General features: G+C 41.7%; 21 protein-coding genes. All 21 read left to right on the forward strand.

The annotated features are described in order from the left end of the window. Positions 1-21: 21 nt before the first annotated feature. The 21 genes from fliF (at position 22) to QUE03_RS04260 (ending at position 21,905) form a co-directional block, all read left to right on the forward strand. Complete coding sequence (fliF, locus tag QUE03_RS04160; protein ID WP_434019805.1) at positions 22-1,749, forward strand: flagellar basal-body MS-ring/collar protein FliF; 1,728 nt, start codon at positions 22-24, stop codon at positions 1,747-1,749. Next, positions 1,742-2,791, forward strand: coding sequence for a flagellar motor switch protein FliG (gene fliG, locus QUE03_RS04165; protein ID WP_286265415.1), 1,050 nt, complete (start codon positions 1,742-1,744; stop codon positions 2,789-2,791). The genes fliF and fliG overlap by 8 nt, the downstream gene beginning before the upstream one ends. 25 nt (positions 2,792-2,816) lie before the next feature. Then, a complete protein-coding gene (gene fliH, locus QUE03_RS04170; RefSeq protein WP_286265416.1) occupies positions 2,817-3,626 on the forward strand; it encodes a flagellar assembly protein FliH in 810 nt (269 codons plus the stop codon). 16 nt (positions 3,627-3,642) lie between these two features. Next, positions 3,643-5,013, forward strand: coding sequence for a flagellar protein export ATPase FliI (gene fliI, locus QUE03_RS04175; RefSeq protein ID WP_286265419.1), 1,371 nt, complete (start codon positions 3,643-3,645; stop codon positions 5,011-5,013). 33 nt (positions 5,014-5,046) lie between these two features. Next, a complete protein-coding gene (fliJ, locus tag QUE03_RS04180; RefSeq protein ID WP_286265420.1) occupies positions 5,047-5,487 on the forward strand; it encodes a flagellar export protein FliJ in 441 nt (146 codons plus the stop codon). A 140-nt stretch (positions 5,488-5,627) separates the two neighbouring features. Next, positions 5,628-7,646 (forward strand): flagellar hook-length control protein FliK, encoded by a 2,019-nt coding sequence (locus QUE03_RS04185; protein WP_286265422.1) that lies wholly within the window; start codon positions 5,628-5,630, stop codon positions 7,644-7,646. A 96-nt stretch (positions 7,647-7,742) separates the two neighbouring features. After that, positions 7,743-8,285 carry a flagellar basal body-associated protein FliL gene (gene fliL, locus QUE03_RS04190; RefSeq protein WP_286265424.1) on the forward strand — a complete coding sequence of 181 codons (543 nt, stop codon included), beginning with the start codon at positions 7,743-7,745 and terminating at the stop codon, positions 8,283-8,285. Between the two features lie 32 nt (positions 8,286-8,317). Continuing rightward, on the forward strand, positions 8,318-9,385 hold the full coding sequence (gene fliM, locus QUE03_RS04195) for a flagellar motor switch protein FliM (protein ID WP_286265427.1): 1,068 nt from the start codon (positions 8,318-8,320) through the stop codon (positions 9,383-9,385). Positions 9,386-9,400: 15 nt separating this feature from the next. Continuing rightward, a complete protein-coding gene (fliN, locus tag QUE03_RS04200) occupies positions 9,401-9,811 on the forward strand; it encodes a flagellar motor switch protein FliN (RefSeq protein WP_286265428.1) in 411 nt (136 codons plus the stop codon). A gap of 7 nt (positions 9,812-9,818) precedes the next feature. Further along, the gene (gene fliO / locus QUE03_RS04205) at positions 9,819-10,226 is read left to right on the forward strand and encodes a flagellar biosynthetic protein FliO (protein WP_286265430.1); all 408 of its coding nucleotides are present in this window, start codon (positions 9,819-9,821) and stop codon (positions 10,224-10,226) included. Next, positions 10,216-10,980 carry a flagellar type III secretion system pore protein FliP gene (gene fliP, locus QUE03_RS04210; protein WP_286265432.1) on the forward strand — a complete coding sequence of 255 codons (765 nt, stop codon included), beginning with the start codon at positions 10,216-10,218 and terminating at the stop codon, positions 10,978-10,980. The genes fliO and fliP overlap by 11 nt, the downstream gene beginning before the upstream one ends. A gap of 2 nt (positions 10,981-10,982) precedes the next feature. Next, on the forward strand, positions 10,983-11,252 hold the full coding sequence (gene fliQ / locus QUE03_RS04215; RefSeq protein WP_286265435.1) for a flagellar biosynthesis protein FliQ: 270 nt from the start codon (positions 10,983-10,985) through the stop codon (positions 11,250-11,252). Next, positions 11,252-12,037, forward strand: coding sequence for a flagellar biosynthetic protein FliR (fliR, locus tag QUE03_RS04220; protein WP_286265437.1), 786 nt, complete (start codon positions 11,252-11,254; stop codon positions 12,035-12,037). The genes fliQ and fliR overlap by 1 nt, the downstream gene beginning before the upstream one ends. After that, positions 12,037-13,167 (forward strand): flagellar biosynthesis protein FlhB, encoded by a 1,131-nt coding sequence (gene flhB, locus QUE03_RS04225; protein WP_286265438.1) that lies wholly within the window; start codon positions 12,037-12,039, stop codon positions 13,165-13,167. The genes fliR and flhB overlap by 1 nt, the downstream gene beginning before the upstream one ends. A gap of 107 nt (positions 13,168-13,274) precedes the next feature. After that, positions 13,275-15,377: a flagellar biosynthesis protein FlhA gene (gene flhA, locus QUE03_RS04230; RefSeq protein ID WP_286265440.1), complete on the forward strand. Its 2,103-nt coding sequence runs from the start codon at positions 13,275-13,277 to the stop codon at positions 15,375-15,377. Between the two features lie 72 nt (positions 15,378-15,449). Then, positions 15,450-16,976 carry a flagellar biosynthesis GTPase FlhF gene (flhF, locus tag QUE03_RS04235; RefSeq protein WP_286265442.1) on the forward strand — a complete coding sequence of 509 codons (1,527 nt, stop codon included), beginning with the start codon at positions 15,450-15,452 and terminating at the stop codon, positions 16,974-16,976. Positions 16,977-16,994: 18 nt separating this feature from the next. After that, positions 16,995-17,837: a MinD/ParA family protein gene (locus QUE03_RS04240; protein WP_286265444.1), complete on the forward strand. Its 843-nt coding sequence runs from the start codon at positions 16,995-16,997 to the stop codon at positions 17,835-17,837. 18 nt (positions 17,838-17,855) lie between these two features. Further along, positions 17,856-18,578 (forward strand): RNA polymerase sigma factor FliA, encoded by a 723-nt coding sequence (locus tag QUE03_RS04245; protein ID WP_286267752.1) that lies wholly within the window; start codon positions 17,856-17,858, stop codon positions 18,576-18,578. 45 nt (positions 18,579-18,623) lie between these two features. Further along, complete coding sequence (gene cheY / locus QUE03_RS04250) at positions 18,624-19,007, forward strand: chemotaxis response regulator CheY (protein WP_115999548.1); 384 nt, start codon at positions 18,624-18,626, stop codon at positions 19,005-19,007. A gap of 26 nt (positions 19,008-19,033) precedes the next feature. Beyond that, complete coding sequence (locus QUE03_RS04255; RefSeq protein WP_286265452.1) at positions 19,034-19,774, forward strand: protein phosphatase CheZ; 741 nt, start codon at positions 19,034-19,036, stop codon at positions 19,772-19,774. A gap of 13 nt (positions 19,775-19,787) precedes the next feature. After that, positions 19,788-21,905, forward strand: coding sequence for a chemotaxis protein CheA (locus tag QUE03_RS04260; protein ID WP_286265454.1), 2,118 nt, complete (start codon positions 19,788-19,790; stop codon positions 21,903-21,905). Positions 21,906-21,909: the final 4 nt, after the last annotated feature.

Consider the following 21,909-nt stretch of genomic DNA (forward strand, 5'->3'; position numbering starts at 1 on the left):
AAGAAATAGCGGAGAAGTATAGTGGCTGATATGAGTAATTCGACTGCAATGGTGTCACCTGAAGGTGGCAATGACTTACTTGCCCTTGATGGTGATGATAGTGTCGCAGATGAGAAACAATCAGGTTTTTCGGCAACTTTGGGAAATGTTGACGTACTCCGCCAACTAACCATAATCATGGCATTGGCAATATGCTTAGCCATTGCTGTGTTTGTGATCATGTGGATAAACCAACCGGAATATCGCATTCTAACCAAATTGCCGACCCAAGAGCTCATCGAAACGATGGACTTTTTAGACGCCAACAAAGTCGATTACAAACAAGAAAGCAATATCATCTCTGTTCGAAATGATGAATACCAGCAAATTAAGCTAATGCTGGCCCGTGAAGGTTTGAATCAAGAGCCAGATCAAGGCACTGATATTATTATGAAAGACATGGGCTTTGGTGTCAGTCAGCGTATGGAAACTGAACGGCTAAAACATGGCCGAGAATTACAACTGGCTAGAACCATTGAACAGCTTCAAAAAATCTCTCGTGCTAAAGTGTTGTTAGCCATCCCTCGAGAAAATGTCTTTGCCCGAAAGCAAAAGAGCGCCTCCGCTACTGTTGTGGTAACAATACAGCGTAATAGAATGTTATCGGAAGAAGAAGTTGACTCCGTTGTTGATATCGTTGCCTCAGCCGTACAAGGGTTAACGCCTAATCGCGTGACGGTAACTGATCAAAATGGACGTTTACTTAATTCAGGCTCTCAAGATTCGGTTTCATCACGTTCACGTAAAGAATTTGAAATTGAACAAAAACGTGAAGCGGAATATATGGAGAAAATTGACTCCATTCTTATTCCTGTCGTAGGGCTTGGCAACTATACATCGCAAGTCGATGTCACTATGGATTTTACCAATTCGGAAGAAACATCGCGCCGTTACAACCCCGATTTACCTGCGCTTCGCAGTGAAATGAAAGTTGAAGACAACTCAATCGGTGGTGCATTAGGTGGCATACCTGGTGCATTAAGCAATCAGCCGCCGCTTGAATCTGACATTCCAGAAAACGCGACAGGTGGCGCCAATTCACAACGTGTCATGCCTACTCGAAAGCACTCAGAATCGACAAAAAATTATGAGCTAGATGAATCGATCAGTTACACCAAACAACAAACAGGTGTTATCCGTCGTATAACTGTTTCAGTGGCATTGGACTACTTAAACTCAGTGGGGGCAGAAGGTGCAGTAACGCAAACTCCGCGCTCAGTGCAAGAACTTGCCAATATACGTCGACTGCTTCAAGGCAGCATTGGTTTTGACCTGCAACGTGGTGACACATTGGACGTAGTGACTTTGCCGTTCTCACGGGTTGATGTTGGTGAAGAAGTTCAGATACCAATTTATCAGCAGCCTTGGTTTATGCAAACCATGAAGATGGCACTGGGGGCATTGGTCATAATTGTTCTCATTATCTTCGTTATTCGTCCAATGCTTAAACGTCTATTGCACCCAGAGCAAACACCGGCGGACTATGGCGATAAATCTCTTGATACGCATATCGATCTAGGCGATGAAACCATGGATATGTTAACATCTGACTTCGACGCAGGCGCGGTAGGATTCGCTCCAGACGGTAGCCTACAACTACCTGATCTACATCGTGACGAAGATGTCCTAAAAGCAGTTCGAGCGCTGGTTGCTAACGAGCCTGAACTATCCTCTCAAGTTGTGAAAAGTTGGTTGATTGAAGATGAGTGATGAATCACAAGAATTAGCCCCAATGGCTAGTGGCTTTGACGTTGATAAACTCGACGGTGTCGAAAAAGCCTCAATATTATTATTAAGCTTATCTGAAGAAGATGCCGCGCAAATTCTTAAGCATTTAGAGCCAAAGCAAGTGCAACAGGTCGGTATGGTCATGGCGGCGATGGAAGATTTTACCCAAGAGAAAATCACTGCCGTTCACAAGCTGTTTATCAATGAAATTCAAAACTTCAGTACCATAGGTTTCCAATCAGAAGAGTTTGTGCGTAAAGCGCTTACTGCGGCATTAGGTGAAGACAAAGCCGGTAATTTAATTGATCAGATTGTAATGGGGGGCGGCGCCAAAGGCCTTGATTCATTGAAATGGATGGATTCAAAACAAGTGGCGAATATTATTCGTAACGAACATCCGCAAATTCAGACTATCGTGATGTCATACCTAGACCCTGAACAGTCAGCTGAAATATTAAGTCAGTTCTCAGAAAAAGTGCGTTTAGATCTAATGATGCGTATTGCTAATTTAGAAGAAGTACAGCCGGCTGCACTACAAGAGCTGAACGAGATTATGGAAAAACAATTTGCTGGCCAAGCCGGTGCACAAGCAGCGAAAATGGGTGGCCTTAAAGCTGCCGCTGATATCATGAACTACTTAGATACGAATGTAGAAGGTATGTTGATGGACTCAATTCGCGAGCATGACGAAGAAATGAGTCAACAAATTCAAGATCTTATGTTCGTCTTTGAAAACTTGGCTGATGTTGACGACCGAGGTATCCAAGCAATACTGAAAGATGTACAACAAGACGCGCTAATGAAAGCGATCAAAGGTGCGGATGACGCTCTGAAAGAAAAAATCCTTAGCAATATGTCTAAACGTGCGGCAGAAATGCTGGCTGATGATCTTGAGGCCATGGGACCTGTGCGTATTAGCGAAGTCGAAGCGGCACAAAAAGAAATTCTTTCAGTTGCTCGACGATTATCTGACGCCGGTGAAATTATGCTAGGTGGTGCTGGCGGCGGCGATGAGTTCTTATAATGAACTCCCTTAATGGCAGTGTATAATGACAGAGACCGAGAAAAAACAAGCTAGTTTAAACGAAAGTACCGACAAAAGTGCGACACCAGATCAAGACATTATTTGGAATTTTCCTGATGTTGAGTCGACTCCGTCTGAAGAAGAGCAGTTGAAAACTAATGCTATTGGTAAAAATAGAACGTGGCGATATGAGCCACCGGAAGAGCCAGAGCCAGAGCCTGTTCCGTTAACGGCTGATGAAATAGAACAAATTCGCCAAGCCGCCTATGAAGACGGCTTTAATCAGGGTAAGGAAGAAGGCTATTCAAAAGGCTACGATGAGGGAAAAGCTACAGGCCATGAAGATGGGCTTAAGCTAGGTCATGACGAAGGGTTAGCCAAAGGTCTTGAGCATGGGGAGCAACAAATCAATGATTTGGCGGTAATATGGCAAAAGCAAATTGATCAATTGCATCAACCATTAGCTGTGCTTGAAACCAATGTTGAAGTGCAATTGCTTGAACTTGTGATGCAACTAACTGAAGCTGTGGTGCTTCAGGAAGCCAAAACCAATCCTGACATTTTAATGTCAGCGATTACTGCGGGCATCAAGTCATTACCTAGCCAAGATAGCCAAACACAAATTTTACTCAATCCATTAGACATCAGCATTGTAGAACAACAATTTGGTGAAGCTTATGTCAAAGAACAGGGTTGGCGATTGCTCGCTGCACCACAATTTGAACAGGGCAGCTGCCAAATAGAAAACAGTACCTCCAATATCGACATCCGCGTTAAATCAAGATTAAAGCAAGTATTGGAATCATTTTTGCACGATGCTTTACATCAGAAGTAACCGTCAATAATTTAACATGATCGATAGTGCGCGTTTAGCGGCAAGATTACAAAACTGTAAATCATACATTCATCCGTTTAATGAAGCGGTTGCTGGGCGATTAATACGTGTAGTTGGGTTAACATTGGAAGCCGTAGGAGTTAAGGCTCATGTCGGAAGTCAATGTCTAGTTGAAACCGCTCACGGAGAATTAATTGCCGAAGTTGTTGGCTTCGCCGATGATAAAACCTACCTAATGCCTGAAGAAAGTTTAAAAGGTGTTCTGCCAGGCGCACGTGTGGTTCCTTTATCGACCAAAGCAAAAATTCCTTTCTCAATGGATTTACTAGGCCGTGTTATTGACGGTGTCGGTAAGCCGATTGATGGTAAAGGGCCGATCAAAGATGACGAGCATTATCGCATTTCAAGCGAACCGATTAACCCACTAGCAAGGCGAGCAATAAGCGAGCCTCTGGATGTCGGTGTACGCTCAATTAACGGATTTGTTACCGTTGGGCAAGGTCAACGGATGGGATTGTTTGCCGGCTCTGGTGTCGGTAAAAGTGTGCTGTTAGGCATGATGACCCGAGGTACCACGGCGGATGTTATTGTCGTTGGCTTAGTCGGTGAGCGTGGCCGAGAAGTTAAAGAATTTATCGAAGAAATTCTAGGAGAGCAAGGACGTGCCCGCTCGGTTGTGGTCGCAGCACCTGCTGATTGCTCTCCGCTGATGCGATTAAAAGGTTGCGAAACTGCGGTACAAATCAGTGAGTATTTTCGCGACCAAGGGTTGAACGTTTTACTATTGTTAGACTCACTCACCCGTTATGCACAAGCGCAGCGTGAAATCGCTCTTGCTGTAGGTGAGCCACCAGCGACGAAGGGCTATCCACCTTCAGTATTTTCAAAACTTCCTCAACTGGTAGAGCGGGCCGGCAATGGAGGCGATGGACAAGGCTCTATTACTGCATTTTATACCGTATTAACTGAGGGAGACGATTTACAAGATCCTATCGCTGATGCAGCACGTGCCATTTTAGATGGCCATATCGTACTATCACGAGAACTGGCTGATGCCGGTCATTACCCTGCAATTGATATTGAGGGTTCAATTAGTCGAGTAATGCCCGCCATCACTTCTGACGAACATCAACAACTGGCACAGGTGATGAAGCAAAACTACTCTTTGTATCAACAGAATAAAGATCTTATTGCTATTGGTGCCTACACCAAAGGTAGTGATCCAAGAATAGATCAGTCGATTAACCTCTTACCAGTGATTAACTTCTATTTGCAGCAAAAAATGCGTGAAGTGATCCCCTACGATCAAAGTCTGGCGCAGTTGCAAGAAATTATCGCAGCAGCGCAAGCACACAATAATCAAAATCAAGGTAACAATGCTGCTTAATTGGGCTCAAACGCAGAATAAGGAGATTGATGTATGTCATCGAAACAATTAGATGTTTTATATCGCTTTGAGAAAGATAATGAACGAAAAACGGCACTGCAACTTCAAGATGCAGAGCTGGAATATCAACAGAATTTAGATCGACTCAATGGTGTTGGCGATTATCGGCTTGAGTACATGAAACGATTGAATCAACGCTCTATTGAGGGCATTGATAGTGCAACTTATAACCATTTCTTATCCTTCATTGCTAAGTTAGATCAAGCAGGCGAGCAAGTGAAAATAGCCATAGAACAGTCAAAGGCAATGATGGAACATCGTAAAAACCTTTGGCTAAAACAACGCCAAAAATTGCAAGCTGTTGAACATTTACGTGAAATACAAATGAAAAAAGAAGCGCTGAAGGCACAGCGTCAAGAACAAAAAATGTTTGATGAAATTGCCACGCAGCAGTTTGTCAGAAGAAAAGCTTAGTACTAAGTTTTCTTAATACTTAATCAACTTTGAATAAATTGGAGCAATAATTGCTTAATACCTTGAAGTAGTGCTAAGAAGTTCACAATTAGTTTGAATATTCACTAGTTGTTTTCAATAAGTTAAGGACTGAATTTTATATGTCACAAGTTAAATTACTCGCCGTTGATTTGACGCAAGCTGTTGAAAGTAAACATGAAAACCCTGTGCCTGCCGGAGCGGAAAAAAATGCAGGTGCCTTTGCTGAGCTAGTGGACAAACAAATGTCGCGAGATGCCAATGGCAACGACAGCCGTGCTTTTTCAGGTAAAAGCGGCAAAGAATTGTCGACAGAGCAACATGGCAACAATAGCTCACAAGTAAAACAGTCAACCTTGAAAAACGCTGAACAAGCGTTAAATGAGGCTGCTGAACGTCAACAAAGTGCTGTTGCTAACACTCAAGTAAAAGGTAAATCTGCAGACAGCCCATTGCGTGACGAAAGTTATTCAGAGAAAACAGAGCTAGGATCAGTGGAACAAGCCCTCCCTGACCAACAAACAGTTGATGATAACACCGAGAATGTTGATGAGTCACAAGCGCTTTTAAACCTACTTTCAGCATCAAATGGTATGTTAACCCCTTTCTCTCCTGAGCATATATCAACTGGTGGCACTGGATCTGAAGTATCGGCTGACTATGTAGGCCCTGAGGATGAGAAACTCTCTTTAGAGCAAGCCAACAAAATATCACTTAAAGAAGAATTGAATCAACTTAAAAAGCTGCATAGTGATGCACAGATTGGTGACAAAAGTGTGACCTCTAATGCAGATAAACTTGCCAATGCAGCTGCAGCACAGCAACTAACCGAAGACGCTAAGGTTGATGACAATATTGTTTCTAAAGCTAGCCAAACGTCACTGACGGAGCAAGAGTCTGATAGGGAAGCTAGTGAAGGTAAAAGAGCAGCTAAAGGTGCGATAACATCAATCGAGCAATTAGCTTTATCGACAAAGAAAGGAGCTGCAAAGCCAATATCGCCTGAATTGTTGTCTAAGATACAACAAAGTACAGATGAAGTACTTAGTGAACAGCAACTTAACGAACTGGCGAATAAACTGAACTTAAATTCTAAGGCAAAAGATCTCTTAATGAACCAACCAGGCAGCCCTCAAACGAAAAATGTGCTGTCAGCAATGGAGTCAGAAGTTAGCACCAATAAGTCGGGAAACACTGACAAAACCTTGGATAAATCAATTTCAGCTGAAAAAATGTTAGCTGCTCAAATGAACGGTATTGCACAAAGCCAAGCAGAAGCGGTTGAAAGTAAAAATGGCGAGCAACAGATTGCACAAGTAGCACTAGCTAAACAAATGGATAAGTCATCAATCAAAGTACCTAATAATTTGGTAAGTTCAATTAAAGGCTCAAATGCTTTGCCTCAAGCCGATGCCAATTTGTCGCAGTCTGCTGGCGCATTTGAGCAGAGCAATAAAGAGCATAGTAGTGAAGCAAAATCTGAATTGATAAACCAGCAATTACAGCTAGAAACAAATGAAGAAATGGCACTTAAGCCTGATAAAGCGATCAGTAAAAGTATGGTAGCAGAGACGTTGCAACATACCGGCGGATTGATCAATTCTGCTAGGCTAGATGCAGAGCAAATAGAAGATAGTGCCAATGAGCATTTAGTTGAGCAATTGACGAATCGTGTTGTAAAAGAAAACCAACAAGTACAAAAAACTCAACTAGCTACTGACACCATTGCAATATATAAAAAAGAATTCGCCAATGAAGTCAAAGAGAAAGTAATGGTGATGATAAATCAAAAGTTGCAACAAGTGGATATTCAATTAGACCCTCCTGAATTGGGCAACATGCATGTGCGTGTTAATTTGCAAAATGAACAAGCATCAGTGAGTTTTATGGTACAAAACCAACAAGCTAAAGAAGCGTTAGAGCAGCACATGAACAAGTTAAGAGAGATGCTTTCTGAATCAGGTGTTGATGTGGGGGATGCGAATATTGAACATCGAAACGCTTCATCTGGCAATGGTGAATCAGAAGCGGGTGAAGGGCATTTTTCTGACGGCGAAACTGACGATGACGCAGCCCAAGTAGCAACACTTGCGGCTAATGTGGTTAAAGCTTCAGCAGTTGGCGTTGATTTTTACGCTTAGAGCAGGAAAACACATTGGATAAAGCAGCGCTTAACGATATAGTTTACCAATAAAAACAAGCTATAAATTGTAGCTGCATATTTGTAAGGGTGAGTGATGGCAGATGAAAAAGAATTAGAATTAGATAACGGTGGTGGAAATAAGAAAAAACTGATCATTATTATTGCCGTAGTCGTCTTGTTGCTAGCAGGTGGTGGTGGTTATTTTTTCTTTATGTCAGGTTCGGATGAACCTTCTGCCGCTGATATTGACGCCGCATTAGACTCTGGTGAAGCGAGTACAGCTGATGTTGCAGCAGAGCCGACCGGTGCGAGTGCAGGAAATGCGCTTTATGTACCAATGCCTCGTCCATTTAGGTTCAATGTACCAGGTACGGCTCGTGATCGTTTCGTTGAGATCAGAGTACAATTACTGGTTCGCGGCTCAGACAACGAAGAAGAATCGAAAAAGCACGTGCCTTTGATTGAAAACACGTTACTGTCGGTATTCTCACAAGCCAATGCTGATGATTTGGCTACGAGTGCCGGAAAAACATCATTGAAACAAAAAGCTCTGGCTGCAGTACAAAAAGAAATGACTGAAATCAACGGCAAAAAAACAGTTGAGCAAGTGCTATTTACTGGTTTTGTAATGCAATAACCCAATTTGAACATTATATAGAGTACGAATGAGTGAGTGACTTATTATCACAAGACGAAATTGATGCGCTACTCCACGGTGTTGATGAGGTCGAAGAAGAAGAAGTAATAGAGGATTTTGCGCCGACAGAAGGCACCTCAGATTATGATTTTTCTTCACAAGATCGCATCGTTCGTGGGCGTATGCCGACACTCGAAATGGTCAATGAACGATTCGCTCGTCATATGCGAATTAGTTTGTTTAACATGATGCGTCGTACTGCTGAAGTGTCAATTAACGGTATCCAAATGATTAAATTTGGTGAGTACGTACACACCTTGTTCGTACCAACCAGTTTGAATATGGTGCGTTTTAGACCGTTAAAAGGTACTGCTCTGATCACCATGGAAGCGCGTCTGGTTTTCATTTTAGTGGATAACTTTTTTGGTGGCGATGGTCGATATCATGCAAAAATTGAGGGCCGAGAGTTTACACCGACAGAACGTCGAATTATTCAAATGTTACTTAAGCTAATTTTTGAAGATTATAAGGAAGCATGGTCACCAGTGATGGACGTGTCTTTTGAATATTTAGACTCAGAAGTTAATCCATCGATGGCTAATATTGTTAGTCCGACCGAAGTTGTTGTGATCAGCTCTTTTCATATTGAACTGGATGGTGGTGGTGGTGATTTCCATGTTGCATTACCTTATTCGATGCTAGAGCCTATCCGTGAATTGCTTGATGCTGGTGTGCAAAGTGACAAAGAAGACACCGACATGCGTTGGTCGAAAGCCCTTCGCGACGAAATCATGGACGTTCCAGTTGAACTCAGTACCAAGTTCATTGAAGCAGAAATTTCATTGCAAGAAATTATGGATCTTAAAGCTGGCGATATTATTCCAATCGAAATGCCTGATCATATTACCGTGTTAGTTGAAGATCTCCCGACCTATCGTGCGAAACTAGGCAGAAGTCGTGACAACATTGCAATTAAGATAGATCAAAAAATTAAACGACCAGAATCAGTAAAATCTGAATTAACCATATTAACTAAGGGCGGCAAACGACTCGACAGTGACGCCGAACTACATCTTCTTGAAGATGATTTAGAGTATTAGAAAGAGGCAAAGTTTATGAGCACAGAAGATGATGATTTAAGCATGTGGGATGAGGCATTGTCTGAACAGGCTGATGCTAAAGAACAGGGTGAAAAAGAAGGCGAAGCTGAAGCGGTTGAACTTGATGAATTGCAAGAGGAAACAGACTCTCTTAGCGGCGATGAAAAGCGCAAATTGGATGCAATTTTAGATATTCCTGTGACCATTTCCATGGAAGTAGGTCGTAGTCATATCAGTATTCGTAATTTATTACAGTTAAACCAAGGCTCTGTGGTTGAATTAGACAGAGTTGCAGGTGAAGCGCTTGATGTATTGGTTAATGGTACCTTGATTGCTCATGGTGAAGTGGTTGTCGTTAACGATAAGTTTGGTATTCGTTTAACCGATGTTATTAGCCAAGTTGAACGTATTAAGAAACTAAAGTAGGGGCGATATGCGCTTTATTGTCGGAGTATACTTATTTCTTATTCCCATTTTTGCTAAGGCTGAAGAAGTTGTACCAGTAGTAGGAAAACATGCCGCAAGTAACTTAGACTCGGTCAGTATCATCTTGTCCTTGCTGTTGGTGTTGGTTTTTATTGTTGCCTGCGCTTTTATACTTAAAAAATTTCAGCCTAATAGCGTGAAGCTTTCAGGGATGAAAATGATCACTAGTATGCATCTTGGGACAAAGGAAAAGCTTGTTGTAGTCGAGGTAGACAACAAACAATTGTTGCTTGGCGTCACGGCCAATCAAATCACGCTTATTCAAACCCTTGAAAATCCAATAGAAGTGGGGCAACCTTTAACGATGGATATTGGTCAAAATATCGTTAAGTTGTTAAAGAAAAATGAAAAATAATACCTTACTTTCAGTGCTTATTATTTTATCGAGCTTACTAGTATCAGGCAATGTTATTGCTGCTGATGACTTATCGATGTCAGCATTAACGTTAATCACTAATCCGGATGGCTCACAAGAATACTCCGTCACCTTACAAATATTGATCTTCATGACCGCATTAGGGTTTATCCCAGCGGCGGTGATCATGATGACATCGTTTACCCGCATTGTTGTGGTTATGGCCATATTGAGGCAAGCATTTGGTTTACAACAAACGCCGTCCAATCAAGTGATTATCGGGTTAACATTGTTTATGACCATCTTTATCATGACACCGGTCTACAACAAAATTGACGAAGACGCTATTCAACCTTATTTGGCTGATCAGTTAACCTCTGTTGAAGCAATTGATAAAGCTAAAGTGCCGCTACGCGCTTTTATGTTGGAGCAGACCCGATTAAAAGATTTGAATACGTTGGCAAATATGGCGGGGATTGAGCAAGTAGATAATCCTACAGATTTACCAATGACTGTGATCATTCCCTCTTTTGTCATTAGTGAGCTGAAAACTGCTTTTCAAATAGGTTTTATGTTGTTTATTCCTTTCTTGATTATTGACTTAGTGGTCGCCAGTATATTAATGGCGATGGGGATGATGATGTTATCTCCAATGATTGTGTCTCTTCCGTTTAAGTTGATGTTATTTGTCTTGGTTGATGGTTGGAACCTTGTGATAGGTACAATCGCAACGAGCTATGGTATGGGGACTTAGCGATGTCTCCTGAAGTTTTTGTCGACATATTACGTGACGCACTGTTTTTAGTGATCTTACTAGTGAGTGCGGTGATTGTGCCAAGCTTATGTGTCGGCTTGATGGTGGCAGTATTTCAAGCGGCGACATCCATCAATGAGCAAACCCTTAGCTTTCTTCCTAGGTTAATCGTTACCTTATTAGCATTGATATTTGGGGGCCATTGGTTAGTTCAAAAACTGATGGATTATACCATTCGGTTGGTTTCTAGCATCCCGAGTGTTATTAGCTAATGGAGTTTACTGAGTCAGTCATTAATCAATTTATGGCTGATTTTTTACTGCCATTCTTTCGTGTTTCCTCGCTTATTATGGCGATGATTGGCTTGGGGGCGAAAACCATTCCCATGCGTGTGAAACTGTTCCTGTGTTTGTCTATCACAGTAGCAATCATGCCGGCCATCCCGTCGGCACAAGTCGATAACTTATTTACTTTTGCAACAGCTCTTTTAGTGGCTCAGCAAATTATCATTGGTGTGCTGATCGGTTTTATGACTGTGATGGTGGTCAATACCTTTACCCTTGCTGGTCAGATCATTGCGATGCAAACAGGTTTGGGTTTTGCGTCACTAGTTGATCCCGCCAGTGGCACCAGTGTACCGGCGGTGGGGCAATTTTTTCTTATTCTATCGACATTGCTTTTTTGGGGGCTAGATGGTCACCTTATCTTCCTGCAATTTGTCGTCGCGAGTTTTGATACTATCCCAATTCCAGCGGATAACTTTGATACAGCGAAATTTAAAGAAGCAGTAGAATGGGGGCGCTGGATGTTTGCGACCGCGTTATCTTTGGCTATTGCGCCACTGACGGCAATGCTACTGATCAATTTTTCATTTGGCATCATGACGCGCGCAGCACCGCAGCTGAACATTTTTGCTATTGGTTTTCCTATTACTATGTGTTCAGGTTTACTGATCATGTGGTTAACTATGGGCAACTTTATGGTGCATTTTGAATTGCAATGGCAACGTGCCATAGACTTTACATGTCATTTGATCGACTGTAGGACAGTGCCATAATGGCTGACTCTGACAGCGGTGAACGCACCGAAGAACCCACGGCCAAAAAGCTATCTGAGGCCAGAAAAAAGGGGCAAATAGCGCGTTCAAAAGAGCTGGGGACTTTGTTTGTACTCGTTGGCAGTGCTGTTGGATTAATGTGGGTAGGCTCGTCACTGGTAAATGCTTTATCAAAAGTCATGAAGCGCTTGTTTTCAATCTCTCGGCAAGAAGCAACGGATATCCATGCTTTAGTGGCGGCAATAAATGAGGTTATTGGTGAACTTGTTGCTCCGTTAGGTTGGCTATTTTTTATCATAATGCTTGCCGCATTTGTCGGCAATACAATGCTTGGCGGCTTAAGTTTTTCTTGGGAAGCAATGGCGCCTAAAGCCAGTAAGTTATCACCAATAGCTGGATTTAAACGTATGTTTGGTGTGCAGGCTGCGGTCGAGCTACTTAAATCAATTCTTAAGTTTTTTGTTGTTTTCATCGTTGCTTTCCTATTGCTCAGCGGCTTATTTGAACAAATCCTAGGGCTTAGTTTAGAAACTATTCCTTCTAATTTCGGTCACGCAGTAAATATGCTGTTGTGGATGTTTTTAACGCTAACAATTTCTTTATTTATCATTGCTGTAATTGATGCGCCTTATCAAGTATGGAACCACACTCGCCAGCTTAAAATGACCAAGCAAGAAGTCAAAGATGAAATGAAAAACACGGAAGGTAATCCTGAAATTAAAGGTCGCATACGACGGACGCAATATGAAATGTCGCAGCGACGTATGATGCAAGACGTGCCTAGTGCAGATGTGATTATCACCAACCCGACCCATTACTCCGTGGCGATCAAATACGATACAGCAAGTGGACAAGCACCAGTACTTGTTGCAAAAGGTATCGATCAAATGGCAATACACATTAGAACCATTGCCAAAGAACATGATATTGAAATACTACAATCGCCGGTGCTTGCGCGTTCGCTTTATTATACAACCGAAGCTAACGAAGAAATCCCAGAAGAGTTGTTCGCTGCGGTAGCGCAAGTGCTGGCATTTATTTATCAACTTAATGAACACCGAAAAGGAAAAGCAACCCGCCCTAAATCACTGGCTAAAAATTTACCTATACCGGATGATTTTCGTTATTAACTTTTCTTGTGTTGGTTAATAAATCAGCTGTCGTTCCATAGTAGGCTGACATTGGTCTGGTTATTGCTAAATTCGTGTTAGTGTCAAAAAACTAACATAAAGAAGCAATGCAGTTATTAGCTAATTTTTCCCAGTTTAATAAAAGTAAGTTCCATCACTTATCGGGTGTTGGTACGCCACTGTTGATCATAGCGATATTAGGTATGGTCGTGCTTCCCATGCCTGCATTCTTACTCGATATTTTATTTTCGTTCAATATAGCGTTAGCGCTGGTTGTACTACTGATCACTGTCTATACCCTTAAGCCATTGGAGTTTGGCTCGTTTCCGGCCGTATTGCTTATCGCAACTATCTTACGCTTGGCGTTGAACGTGGCCAGTACACGTGTGGTATTACTTGAAGGCCACGAAGGACCAGATGCCGCGGGCAAAGTAATTGAAGCGTTTGGCTCGGTAGTTATTGGGGGAAACTATGCCGTTGGTTTAGTCGTCTTCTTGATCTTAATCATCATCAACTTCATGGTTGTCACAAAAGGTGCAGGGCGCATATCAGAAGTAACAGCACGTTTTACCTTGGATGCTATGCCAGGTAAACAAATGGCGATAGATGCGGACTTAAACGCAGGTTTTATTTCTCAAGAACAAGCACGAGAGCGTCGTATTGAAGTGACCAGTGAAGCGGATTTTTATGGTTCGATGGATGGTGCCAGTAAATTTGTAAAAGGCGACGCCATTGCAGGCATCTTAATTTTATTCATCAACATTATTGGTGGCCTAGTCATCGGTATGGTGCAGCATGATTTAAACTTTGACTCAGCAGTTGAAATTTATACCTTACTGACCATTGGGGATGGCTTAGTAGCACAAATACCTGGCCTATTGCTCTCTGTCGGTACCGCAATCGTTGTCACACGCCAAAATACCTCGCAAGATATGGGTGAGCAAGTCAGTGCTCAGCTTGGACAAGTTAAGTCACTATATATTGCGGCGGGTGTGATGTTTGTCATGGGCATAGTTCCAGGCATGCCACATTTAGCCTTCCTATTTTTCGCTTTTACTATCGGTGGTAGCGCTTTTTATATCAGTAAAAAGAAAGTGAAGAATGAGGAGTTGCAAGCAGCTAAAGAACAAGAAGATAAAGTACAAGCAGAGCAACAAAGCGCAGAAGTAAAAGAGTTAAGTTGGGACGATGTTAATCATGTCGATATTATTGGTCTTGAAATTGGTTACCGCTTAATTCCCTTGGTTGATAAATCCCAAGGTGGTGAGTTACTGAATCGTATTAAAGGCGTGCGTAAAAAATTGTCACAAGAATTTGGCTTTTTAGTGCCAGCGGTACATATTCGAGACAATTTAGATTTAGAACCAAATACATATCAAATTTCATTAATGGGAGTAACCGTTGGGGAAGCTGAGATCAGGCATGATCATGAGCTTGCCATCAACCCTGGTCAAGTCTTTGGTAATTTAGATGGCATTGTCACGAAAGACCCTGCATTTGGTTTAGATGCTGTATGGATAAAGCAATCGCAACGAGAACATGCGCAATCACTCGGCTATACCGTTGTTGATGCAGCTACAGTACTTGCGACACATTTAAGTCAAATACTGACCAATAATGCCTCTCAATTAATGGGTCACGAAGAAGTGCAAAACTTACTTGATATGCTGGGTAAAACTTATCCTAAATTAGTAGAAGGGCTGATCCCAGACACATTAAGTTTAGGCACTATAGTTAAAGTATTACAAAACTTGATGAATGAAGGTGTTGCCGTTAGGGACATGCGCAGTATCGTCCAAACCCTAGTTGAGTACGGGCCTAAGAGTCAAGATCCTGAAGTGTTAACCGCTGCTGTTCGCATCTCGTTACGCAAATTTATTGTCCAAGACCTTGTTGGACCTGCTCTTGAAGTACCTGTCATAACTTTGTCACCAGAGCTGGAACAGATGTTGCATCAGTCAATGCAAATGGCAGGTGATGATGGTGCAGGTATTGAACCTGGTTTAGCTGAAAGGTTACAGAAATCATTAACTGATGGCGCACAAGGCCAAGAACTAGCAGGCGATACCCCGATCTTACTGACATCAGGTATTTTAAGAACTGTGCTAGCTAAATTTGTTAAATATACCATCCCAAGTTTACGAGTTATTTCTTATCAGGAAATACCGGATGATAAACAAATTAAAATTGTCAGCGCTATTGGACAGTAACCGTAGTCATCGCCGAATTTGCCGCAGTAACTAGAATGAGTTTGACAAGAATGTCAAACAGAGGAGGTATCAGTGAAAATTAGACGATTCGTAGCCAGTGACATGCGTACGGCGTTAACTCAAATCAAAGAAGAGTTAGGACCAGACGCGGTAATTATGTCGAATAAAAAGATACCTGAAGGCGTTGAACTAATGGCCGCTGTTGATTATGGACAAGCTGTAGCTCAACCCGAGCAGGCGACAAGTGCTAAACAACAAGAGTCAACGGCTGCTCAGACCAAACCACAGCAAATTATGGCAGATGATACCGTCAATTTAAGCTCTCAGCCTCAAGCGACGATGAAGAGTAAAACACCGAAAACTGATACTTTACAAGCCTTGCTAGATCGCAAAGTACAAATGCAAAATCAACAGCAAGCAGCATCGACTCAGGCGGCTACTGAAACGAAAAAATACACAGGTAATAATCCACAAGTAGGTGGTCAATTGTCTGGACAAACGCCGACCAATTCAATTGAAGAGCAATTCAAAAGCTTTACCGAACGATTAGCACAATCGGCGCAAGACTCAGACAATGAGCATCTAGATAATTCACAATCACAGCTTACAAATGATGAGTCAATCGGCGAGATCAAAAATACAGTTTCGTCATCTGCCACAGTAAACATGGGTGATTTTAATAAGATGAAAGAAGAAATGGCTTCCATTCGTCAATTATTAGAGCATCAAGTGTCCGGTTTAATGTGGCAGGACATGGCGCAACGAGATCCTAGCAGAGCATTGCTGACGAATAAGTTAATGGAAATAGGCATTAGTGAGCAAATTGCTGATCAAGTGGCAGGTTACGTGCCAGCTCAAGCCTCTGAAGCTCAAGCCTTACAACACGCACTGTCGTTATTGTCGCAACAGCTCAATACCACACAAAACGATATTATAAAACGTGGTGGAGTTATCTCATTAGTTGGCCCAACAGGAGTAGGGAAAACGACAACTGTGGCAAAACTAGCGGCTAAATTTGCACAATTGCATGGTGCAGAGCATGTGGCACTAATCTCAACGGACACATACCGCATTGGTGGATTTCAACAACTCGAAACCTACGGTAAAATTATTGGTTGTCAGGTAAAACTTGCTAAAGATGCTTCGTCACTAGAGCAAATCCTGTCTGCTTTTTCGAACAAGAAATTAGTCTTAATTGACACGGCTGGTATGGGCCAACGCGATTTGCGTTTGGCAGAGCATTTGTCTTCTTTGGTTAGCAATTCAAGAGTGCGGATCAGAAACTACCTAGTTCTGTCAGCGAATACTCAGGCCAATGTAATGCAAGAAAACGTTGAAAGGTTTAAGAAAATTCCACTTTGTGGCTGTATTTATACTAAGCTAGATGAAAGTTTAAGTATTGGTGAGATTATCTCGACATCAATACAAAATGGTTTGCCAATCGGCTATCTAACCGATGGACAGCGTGTACCAGAGGATATTAAGGTTGCAAATGCTGGAAAATTAGTTAGTCTTGCAGAGAAAATGGCAAGCAAGTCATTAATTAAGAATTCAATGAACTCGCGAATGGTGTTAAAGTCAGCCCCAGCTATTAGCTAAAATTTTGAGAAGTTGTAAATGTTAGACCAAGCGAGTGGCTTAAGAAGAATGCAAGATTTGAAACAAATTAAAGTTATAGCCGTTTCCGGTGGTAAAGGTGGTGTAGGTAAAACTAACGTATCACTGAATACATCAATCGCGTTAGCTCAAGCTGGCAAACGCGTTTTAGTTCTCGATGCGGATTTAGGTTTAGCCAATGTTGATGTGATGTTAGGGTTGAGAGTTCAACGTAATATTTCTCATGTTTTAAGTGGTGAGTGTGAGTTAGATGACATCATCATAGAAGGCCCAAGCGGTATAAAAATAATTCCCGCAACGTCTGGCTCCCAATCTATGGTGGATTTAACACCAGCAGAGCATGCAGGCTTGATTCGCGCATTTAGCGAGTTAAAAACTGAATTTGATATCTTAATAGTAGATACGGCAGCAGGTATTTCTGACATGGTACTGAGTTTTTCTCGGGCCGCACAAGATGTTATGTTAGTCGTATGCGATGAGCCTACATCAATTACCGATTGCTATGCCCTAATGAAGCTCCTGAGTCGCGACCATGGTGTGTTTAAATTCAAAGTTGTTGCTAATATGGTACGTAGTCAACGTGAAGGTCAACAGCTTTTCGGTAAATTAACTAAAGTTACGGATCGTTTTTTAGATGTGGCCTTAGAGCTAGTAGCCATCATTCCATTTGATGAAAATATTAGAAAGTCCGTACGAAAGCAAAAAGTGATTGTTGAAGCGTTTCCCGCTTCTCCTGCGGCTATGGCGTTTAAAGATTTAGCAAATAAAGTCTGTAAATGGCCTATACCCCATCAGCCGTCAGGTCACTTAGAGTTTTTTATCGAACAATTGTTAGAACAATAGTTTGTTACCCTCGGAGCTATAGTGGCTAAAACCAATGCATATAGTAACCAAACCGATAAGTCTGCCTTATTAGAGCAACATACTGTTTTAGTAAAACGCATCGCTTACCACCTATTGGCACGCCTACCTGCAAGTGTTCAAGTAGAAGATTTAATTCAATCCGGCATGATTGGCTTGTTTGAAGCTGCAACCAACTTTGATTGTAGCAAAGGCGCCAGTTTTGAAACCTTCGCAGGTATTCGTATTCGCGGTGCTATGCTTGATGAAATAAGGAAAGGGGATTGGACCCCACGCTCCGTTCACAAAAACAGTCGTATGGTCAGTGATGCCATCAGAAGTTTAGAAGCTCAATATGGTCGAGATGTTTCAGATAGTGAAGTTGCTGAAAAACTTGAAATTTCGTTAAATGAATACCATCATATTCTTAATGAAGTCAGTGCTGGCAAAATAATTGGCATTGAAGACTTAGGGGTCAGTGATGATTCGATTAATTATGAACACAGCTACAAAGTAGACGACCCTTATCAATCAATTGAGCAAATAGTTTTTAAAAAAAAGTTAACAGAATGCATTTCGACTTTACCTGAGCGAGAAGCTTTAGTACTGTCACTGTATTATGATGAAGAGCTTAATTTACGGGAAATAGGACAAGTTCTTGACGTAAGTGAGTCAAGAGTGAGTCAAATACATAGTCAAGCCATGCATCGATTAAAAGCACGTATGCAATCTTGGCAAAGTTAAGTAGAATAAGAAGTTATAGTTACTTGTTAATATCCGGAGGATGTCTTGGATAAAAATATGAAAGTACTTGTTGTTGATGACTTTTCAACCATGAGACGAATTGTAAAAAATTTATTACGTGATTTAGGTTTTACTAATATTCAAGAAGCAGATGATGGCAGCACTGCCTTACCAATGTTACAAGGCGGTGACTTTGATTTTGTCGTGACCGACTGGAACATGCCAGGCATGCAAGGTATAGATCTACTCAAAGCTATTCGTGCTGACGAAAAATTAGCACACATACCTGTTTTGCTTATTACTGCTGAAGCTAAGAAAGAGCAAATTGTGATGGCCGCTCAAGCGGGTGTTAACGGTTATATTGTTAAGCCGTTCACCGCTGCAACATTGAAAGAAAAATTAGATAAAATTTTTGAACGTTTAGGCTAACCGCAACATAAGCGTGAGGGAATTCTATGAGTAATAATCCTAGCGGTAGAGTTACGTTAGAGCAAGCCAAGTTGATGGTCGAATATCTAGAAAACGGCCAACAAGATGAAGCTGACAAAATGATATCGGATCTTCAAAGTCCTATACATTCAGAACTTTTTGCCGAAATCGGAAAATTAACGCGTCAATTACATGACTCGATGAGTAATTTTCAAATTGATTCTCGATTGAGCGACCTAGCTAATGCCGATATTCCTGACGCTAAAGAACGCTTAACCTACGTTATTAGCCGTACTGAAGATGCGGCTAACAAAACGATGGACGCGGTCGAATCAATTTTCCCTGTGGTTGATAATATTCAACAGCAAATCAAAACGGTCAATCCATTGTGGATTAAATTAATGCACAATGATTTGGATTTAGGTGAATTTAAAAACCTATGTCTAGATATCGATAAACTGTTAAAAACAACAGGTACGGAAACTGAAAAAGTACATGCATTAATGACTGATGTACTGATGGCGCAAGATTTTCAAGATTTAACCGGACAAGTTATTCGAAAAGTTATTGACCTTGTTATCGAAGTTGAAGAAAGCTTGATTAATATGCTGACCATGTTTGGCGTAACAGAAGAAGAGCAGAAAAAAGCTAAGCTCAAAACAGGGGATAACCTTGTAGAAGGGCCAATTGTAAATACTGAAGACAGAGATGATGTTGTCGCTGATCAAGACGATGTTGACGATCTCTTATCTAGTTTAGGATTTTAGCGGGAGTTAGTGCATGTCCTTTGAAGCGGATGAAGAAATTCTACAAGACTTCTTAATAGAAGCTGGTGAAATTTTAGAATTATTATCAGAACAACTTGTAGAACTTGAAAATGACCCTGATAATGCTGATTTATTAAACGCAATATTTAGGGGCTTTCATACCGTTAAAGGCGGTGCTGGCTTCTTGGCATTGACAGAGCTTGTCGAGGTTTGTCACGGTGCCGAAAACGTGTTCGATATTTTAAGAAACAACCAACGTTCAGTGACACCTGAATTGATGGATGTCATCTTACAGGCACTTGATACCATCAACGAACAATACGCTCGTGTACAAGCACGCGAAGCGATGGACACTCCAGATCCTGGATTAATCGAAGAACTTCACCGTTTAAGTATTCCAGAGACTGAAGAAACTACTGCAGCGCCGCAAGAAGTTGCCCCAGAGCCTGAGCCAGTCGTTAGTACAGATACTAGCGCAAGTGATGGCGATGAGATGACCGAAGATGAATTTGAGCGTTTGCTCGATGAATTACATGGCCCAAGTGGCGGTCCTTCTGCTACTAAAACCCCAGAAACCACAGGGACGTCTTCAAGCAGTGATGAAATTTCGGATGACGAGTTTGAATCATTGTTAGATGAATTACACGGACAAGGTGCTTTTTCTGCTAATGTAAGCGGTGGAGCTTCTGCGCAACCAGCACCTAGTTCAGATGAAATTAATGATCTAGAGTTTGAAGAATTACTGGATCAATTACATGGCAAAGGAAATGCGCCGAAAGCATCATCAAAAGTAGAACCTGAAAAATCAGCACCTACCCCAGTAGAGTCAGCTAAGCCTGTACAAAAAACACCTGCGAAAGCTGTGCCAAAACCGGCTGCTAAAGCAAGCCCTAAAACTGCCGATAAAAAGCCTGCTGCACCTGCCGCTCCACCAGCGGAAACTACAGTTCGTGTTGATACTAAGCGTCTAGACCAAATTATGAACATGGTAGGCGAATTAGTATTAGTCCGTAATCGACTGACCTCACTTGGTATGACCAAAGAAGATGAAGATTTAACGAAAGCAGTATCAAATCTTGATGCCGTCACGACCGATCTTCAAGGTGCCGTCATGAAAACGCGTATGCAACCAATTAAGAAAGTGTTTGGGCGTTTTCCTCGGGTTGTTCGCGACTTAGCTCGTAGTTTGAGTAAAGAAATTAAACTTATACTTGAAGGTGAAGAAACTGATCTAGATAAGAACTTAGTTGAAGCGTTAGCAGATCCGTTGGTGCATTTGGTTCGTAACTCTGTCGATCACGGTATTGAAGAACCATCAGTAAGGGTAGCCAACGGAAAACCCAGCGAAGGTACCGTTATTCTATCAGCCTCGCAAGAAGGGGATCATATCCTGTTAACCATTAAAGATGATGGCGCCGGGATGAATGCTGAAAAATTGAAAAGTATTGCTATTGAACGCGGTGTGCTTGATGCAGAAGCTGCAGCAAGAATGCCTGAGAAGGAAGCGTTCAACCTTATTTTTGCACCAGGTTTTTCAACTAAAACTGAAATTTCTGAAGTATCAGGCCGTGGCGTTGGTATGGATGTTGTCAAAACTAAAATTACTCAGTTAAACGGCACCGTGAACATTGATTCTGAGCTCGGTGTTGGCACTATTTTAGAGATAAAAGTACCGCTTACTTTAGCAATTCTACCTACTCTTATGGTTATTGTAGGCAATCAAACGTTTGCACTTCCTCTAGCGGGCGTCAATGAAATATTTCATTTAGATTTAACCAACACGAATATTGTGGACGGTCAATTAACGATTATTGTTCGTGACAAAGCTATTCCGTTGTTCTATTTAGATCAATGGCTTGTAAGAGACTTTAAAGATGAACAAAAATCCCGTGATTCTGGGCATGTTGTTATCGTACAGCTAGGCTCTCAGCAAATAGGGTTTGTTGTGGATAGTTTGATTGGTCAAGAAGAAGTTGTTATTAAACCGCTTGATAGGCTACTTCATGGCACGCCTGGTATGGCGGGTGCTACGATTACCAGTGATGGTGGTATTGCATTGATTCTGGATGTTCCTAGTATGCTTAAGCATTACGCAAAGAAATCGGCTGTACATAAAAAGCTGCGCTCTTAACCTA

Source organism: Thalassotalea atypica, from assembly GCF_030295975.1.
Taxonomy (GTDB): domain Bacteria; phylum Pseudomonadota; class Gammaproteobacteria; order Enterobacterales; family Alteromonadaceae; genus Thalassotalea_F; species Thalassotalea_F atypica.

Coding starts and splice junctions, on each gene's coding strand:
- fliG (WP_286265415.1), top strand. CDS start 1,742: ATGAGTGATGAATCACAAGAATTAGCCCCAATGGCTAGTGGCTTTGAC.
- fliH (WP_286265416.1), top strand. CDS start 2,817: ATGACAGAGACCGAGAAAAAACAAGCTAGTTTAAACGAAAGTACCGAC.
- fliI (WP_286265419.1), top strand. CDS start 3,643: ATGATCGATAGTGCGCGTTTAGCGGCAAGATTACAAAACTGTAAATCA.
- fliJ (WP_286265420.1), top strand. CDS start 5,047: ATGTCATCGAAACAATTAGATGTTTTATATCGCTTTGAGAAAGATAAT.
- QUE03_RS04185 (WP_286265422.1), top strand. CDS start 5,628: ATGTCACAAGTTAAATTACTCGCCGTTGATTTGACGCAAGCTGTTGAA.
- fliL (WP_286265424.1), top strand. CDS start 7,743: ATGGCAGATGAAAAAGAATTAGAATTAGATAACGGTGGTGGAAATAAG.
- fliN (WP_286265428.1), top strand. CDS start 9,401: ATGAGCACAGAAGATGATGATTTAAGCATGTGGGATGAGGCATTGTCT.
- fliO (WP_286265430.1), top strand. CDS start 9,819: ATGCGCTTTATTGTCGGAGTATACTTATTTCTTATTCCCATTTTTGCT.
- fliP (WP_286265432.1), top strand. CDS start 10,216: ATGAAAAATAATACCTTACTTTCAGTGCTTATTATTTTATCGAGCTTA.
- fliQ (WP_286265435.1), top strand. CDS start 10,983: ATGTCTCCTGAAGTTTTTGTCGACATATTACGTGACGCACTGTTTTTA.
- fliR (WP_286265437.1), top strand. CDS start 11,252: ATGGAGTTTACTGAGTCAGTCATTAATCAATTTATGGCTGATTTTTTA.
- flhB (WP_286265438.1), top strand. CDS start 12,037: ATGGCTGACTCTGACAGCGGTGAACGCACCGAAGAACCCACGGCCAAA.
- flhA (WP_286265440.1), top strand. CDS start 13,275: ATGCAGTTATTAGCTAATTTTTCCCAGTTTAATAAAAGTAAGTTCCAT.
- QUE03_RS04240 (WP_286265444.1), top strand. CDS start 16,995: ATGTTAGACCAAGCGAGTGGCTTAAGAAGAATGCAAGATTTGAAACAA.
- QUE03_RS04255 (WP_286265452.1), top strand. CDS start 19,034: ATGAGTAATAATCCTAGCGGTAGAGTTACGTTAGAGCAAGCCAAGTTG.
- QUE03_RS04260 (WP_286265454.1), top strand. CDS start 19,788: ATGTCCTTTGAAGCGGATGAAGAAATTCTACAAGACTTCTTAATAGAA.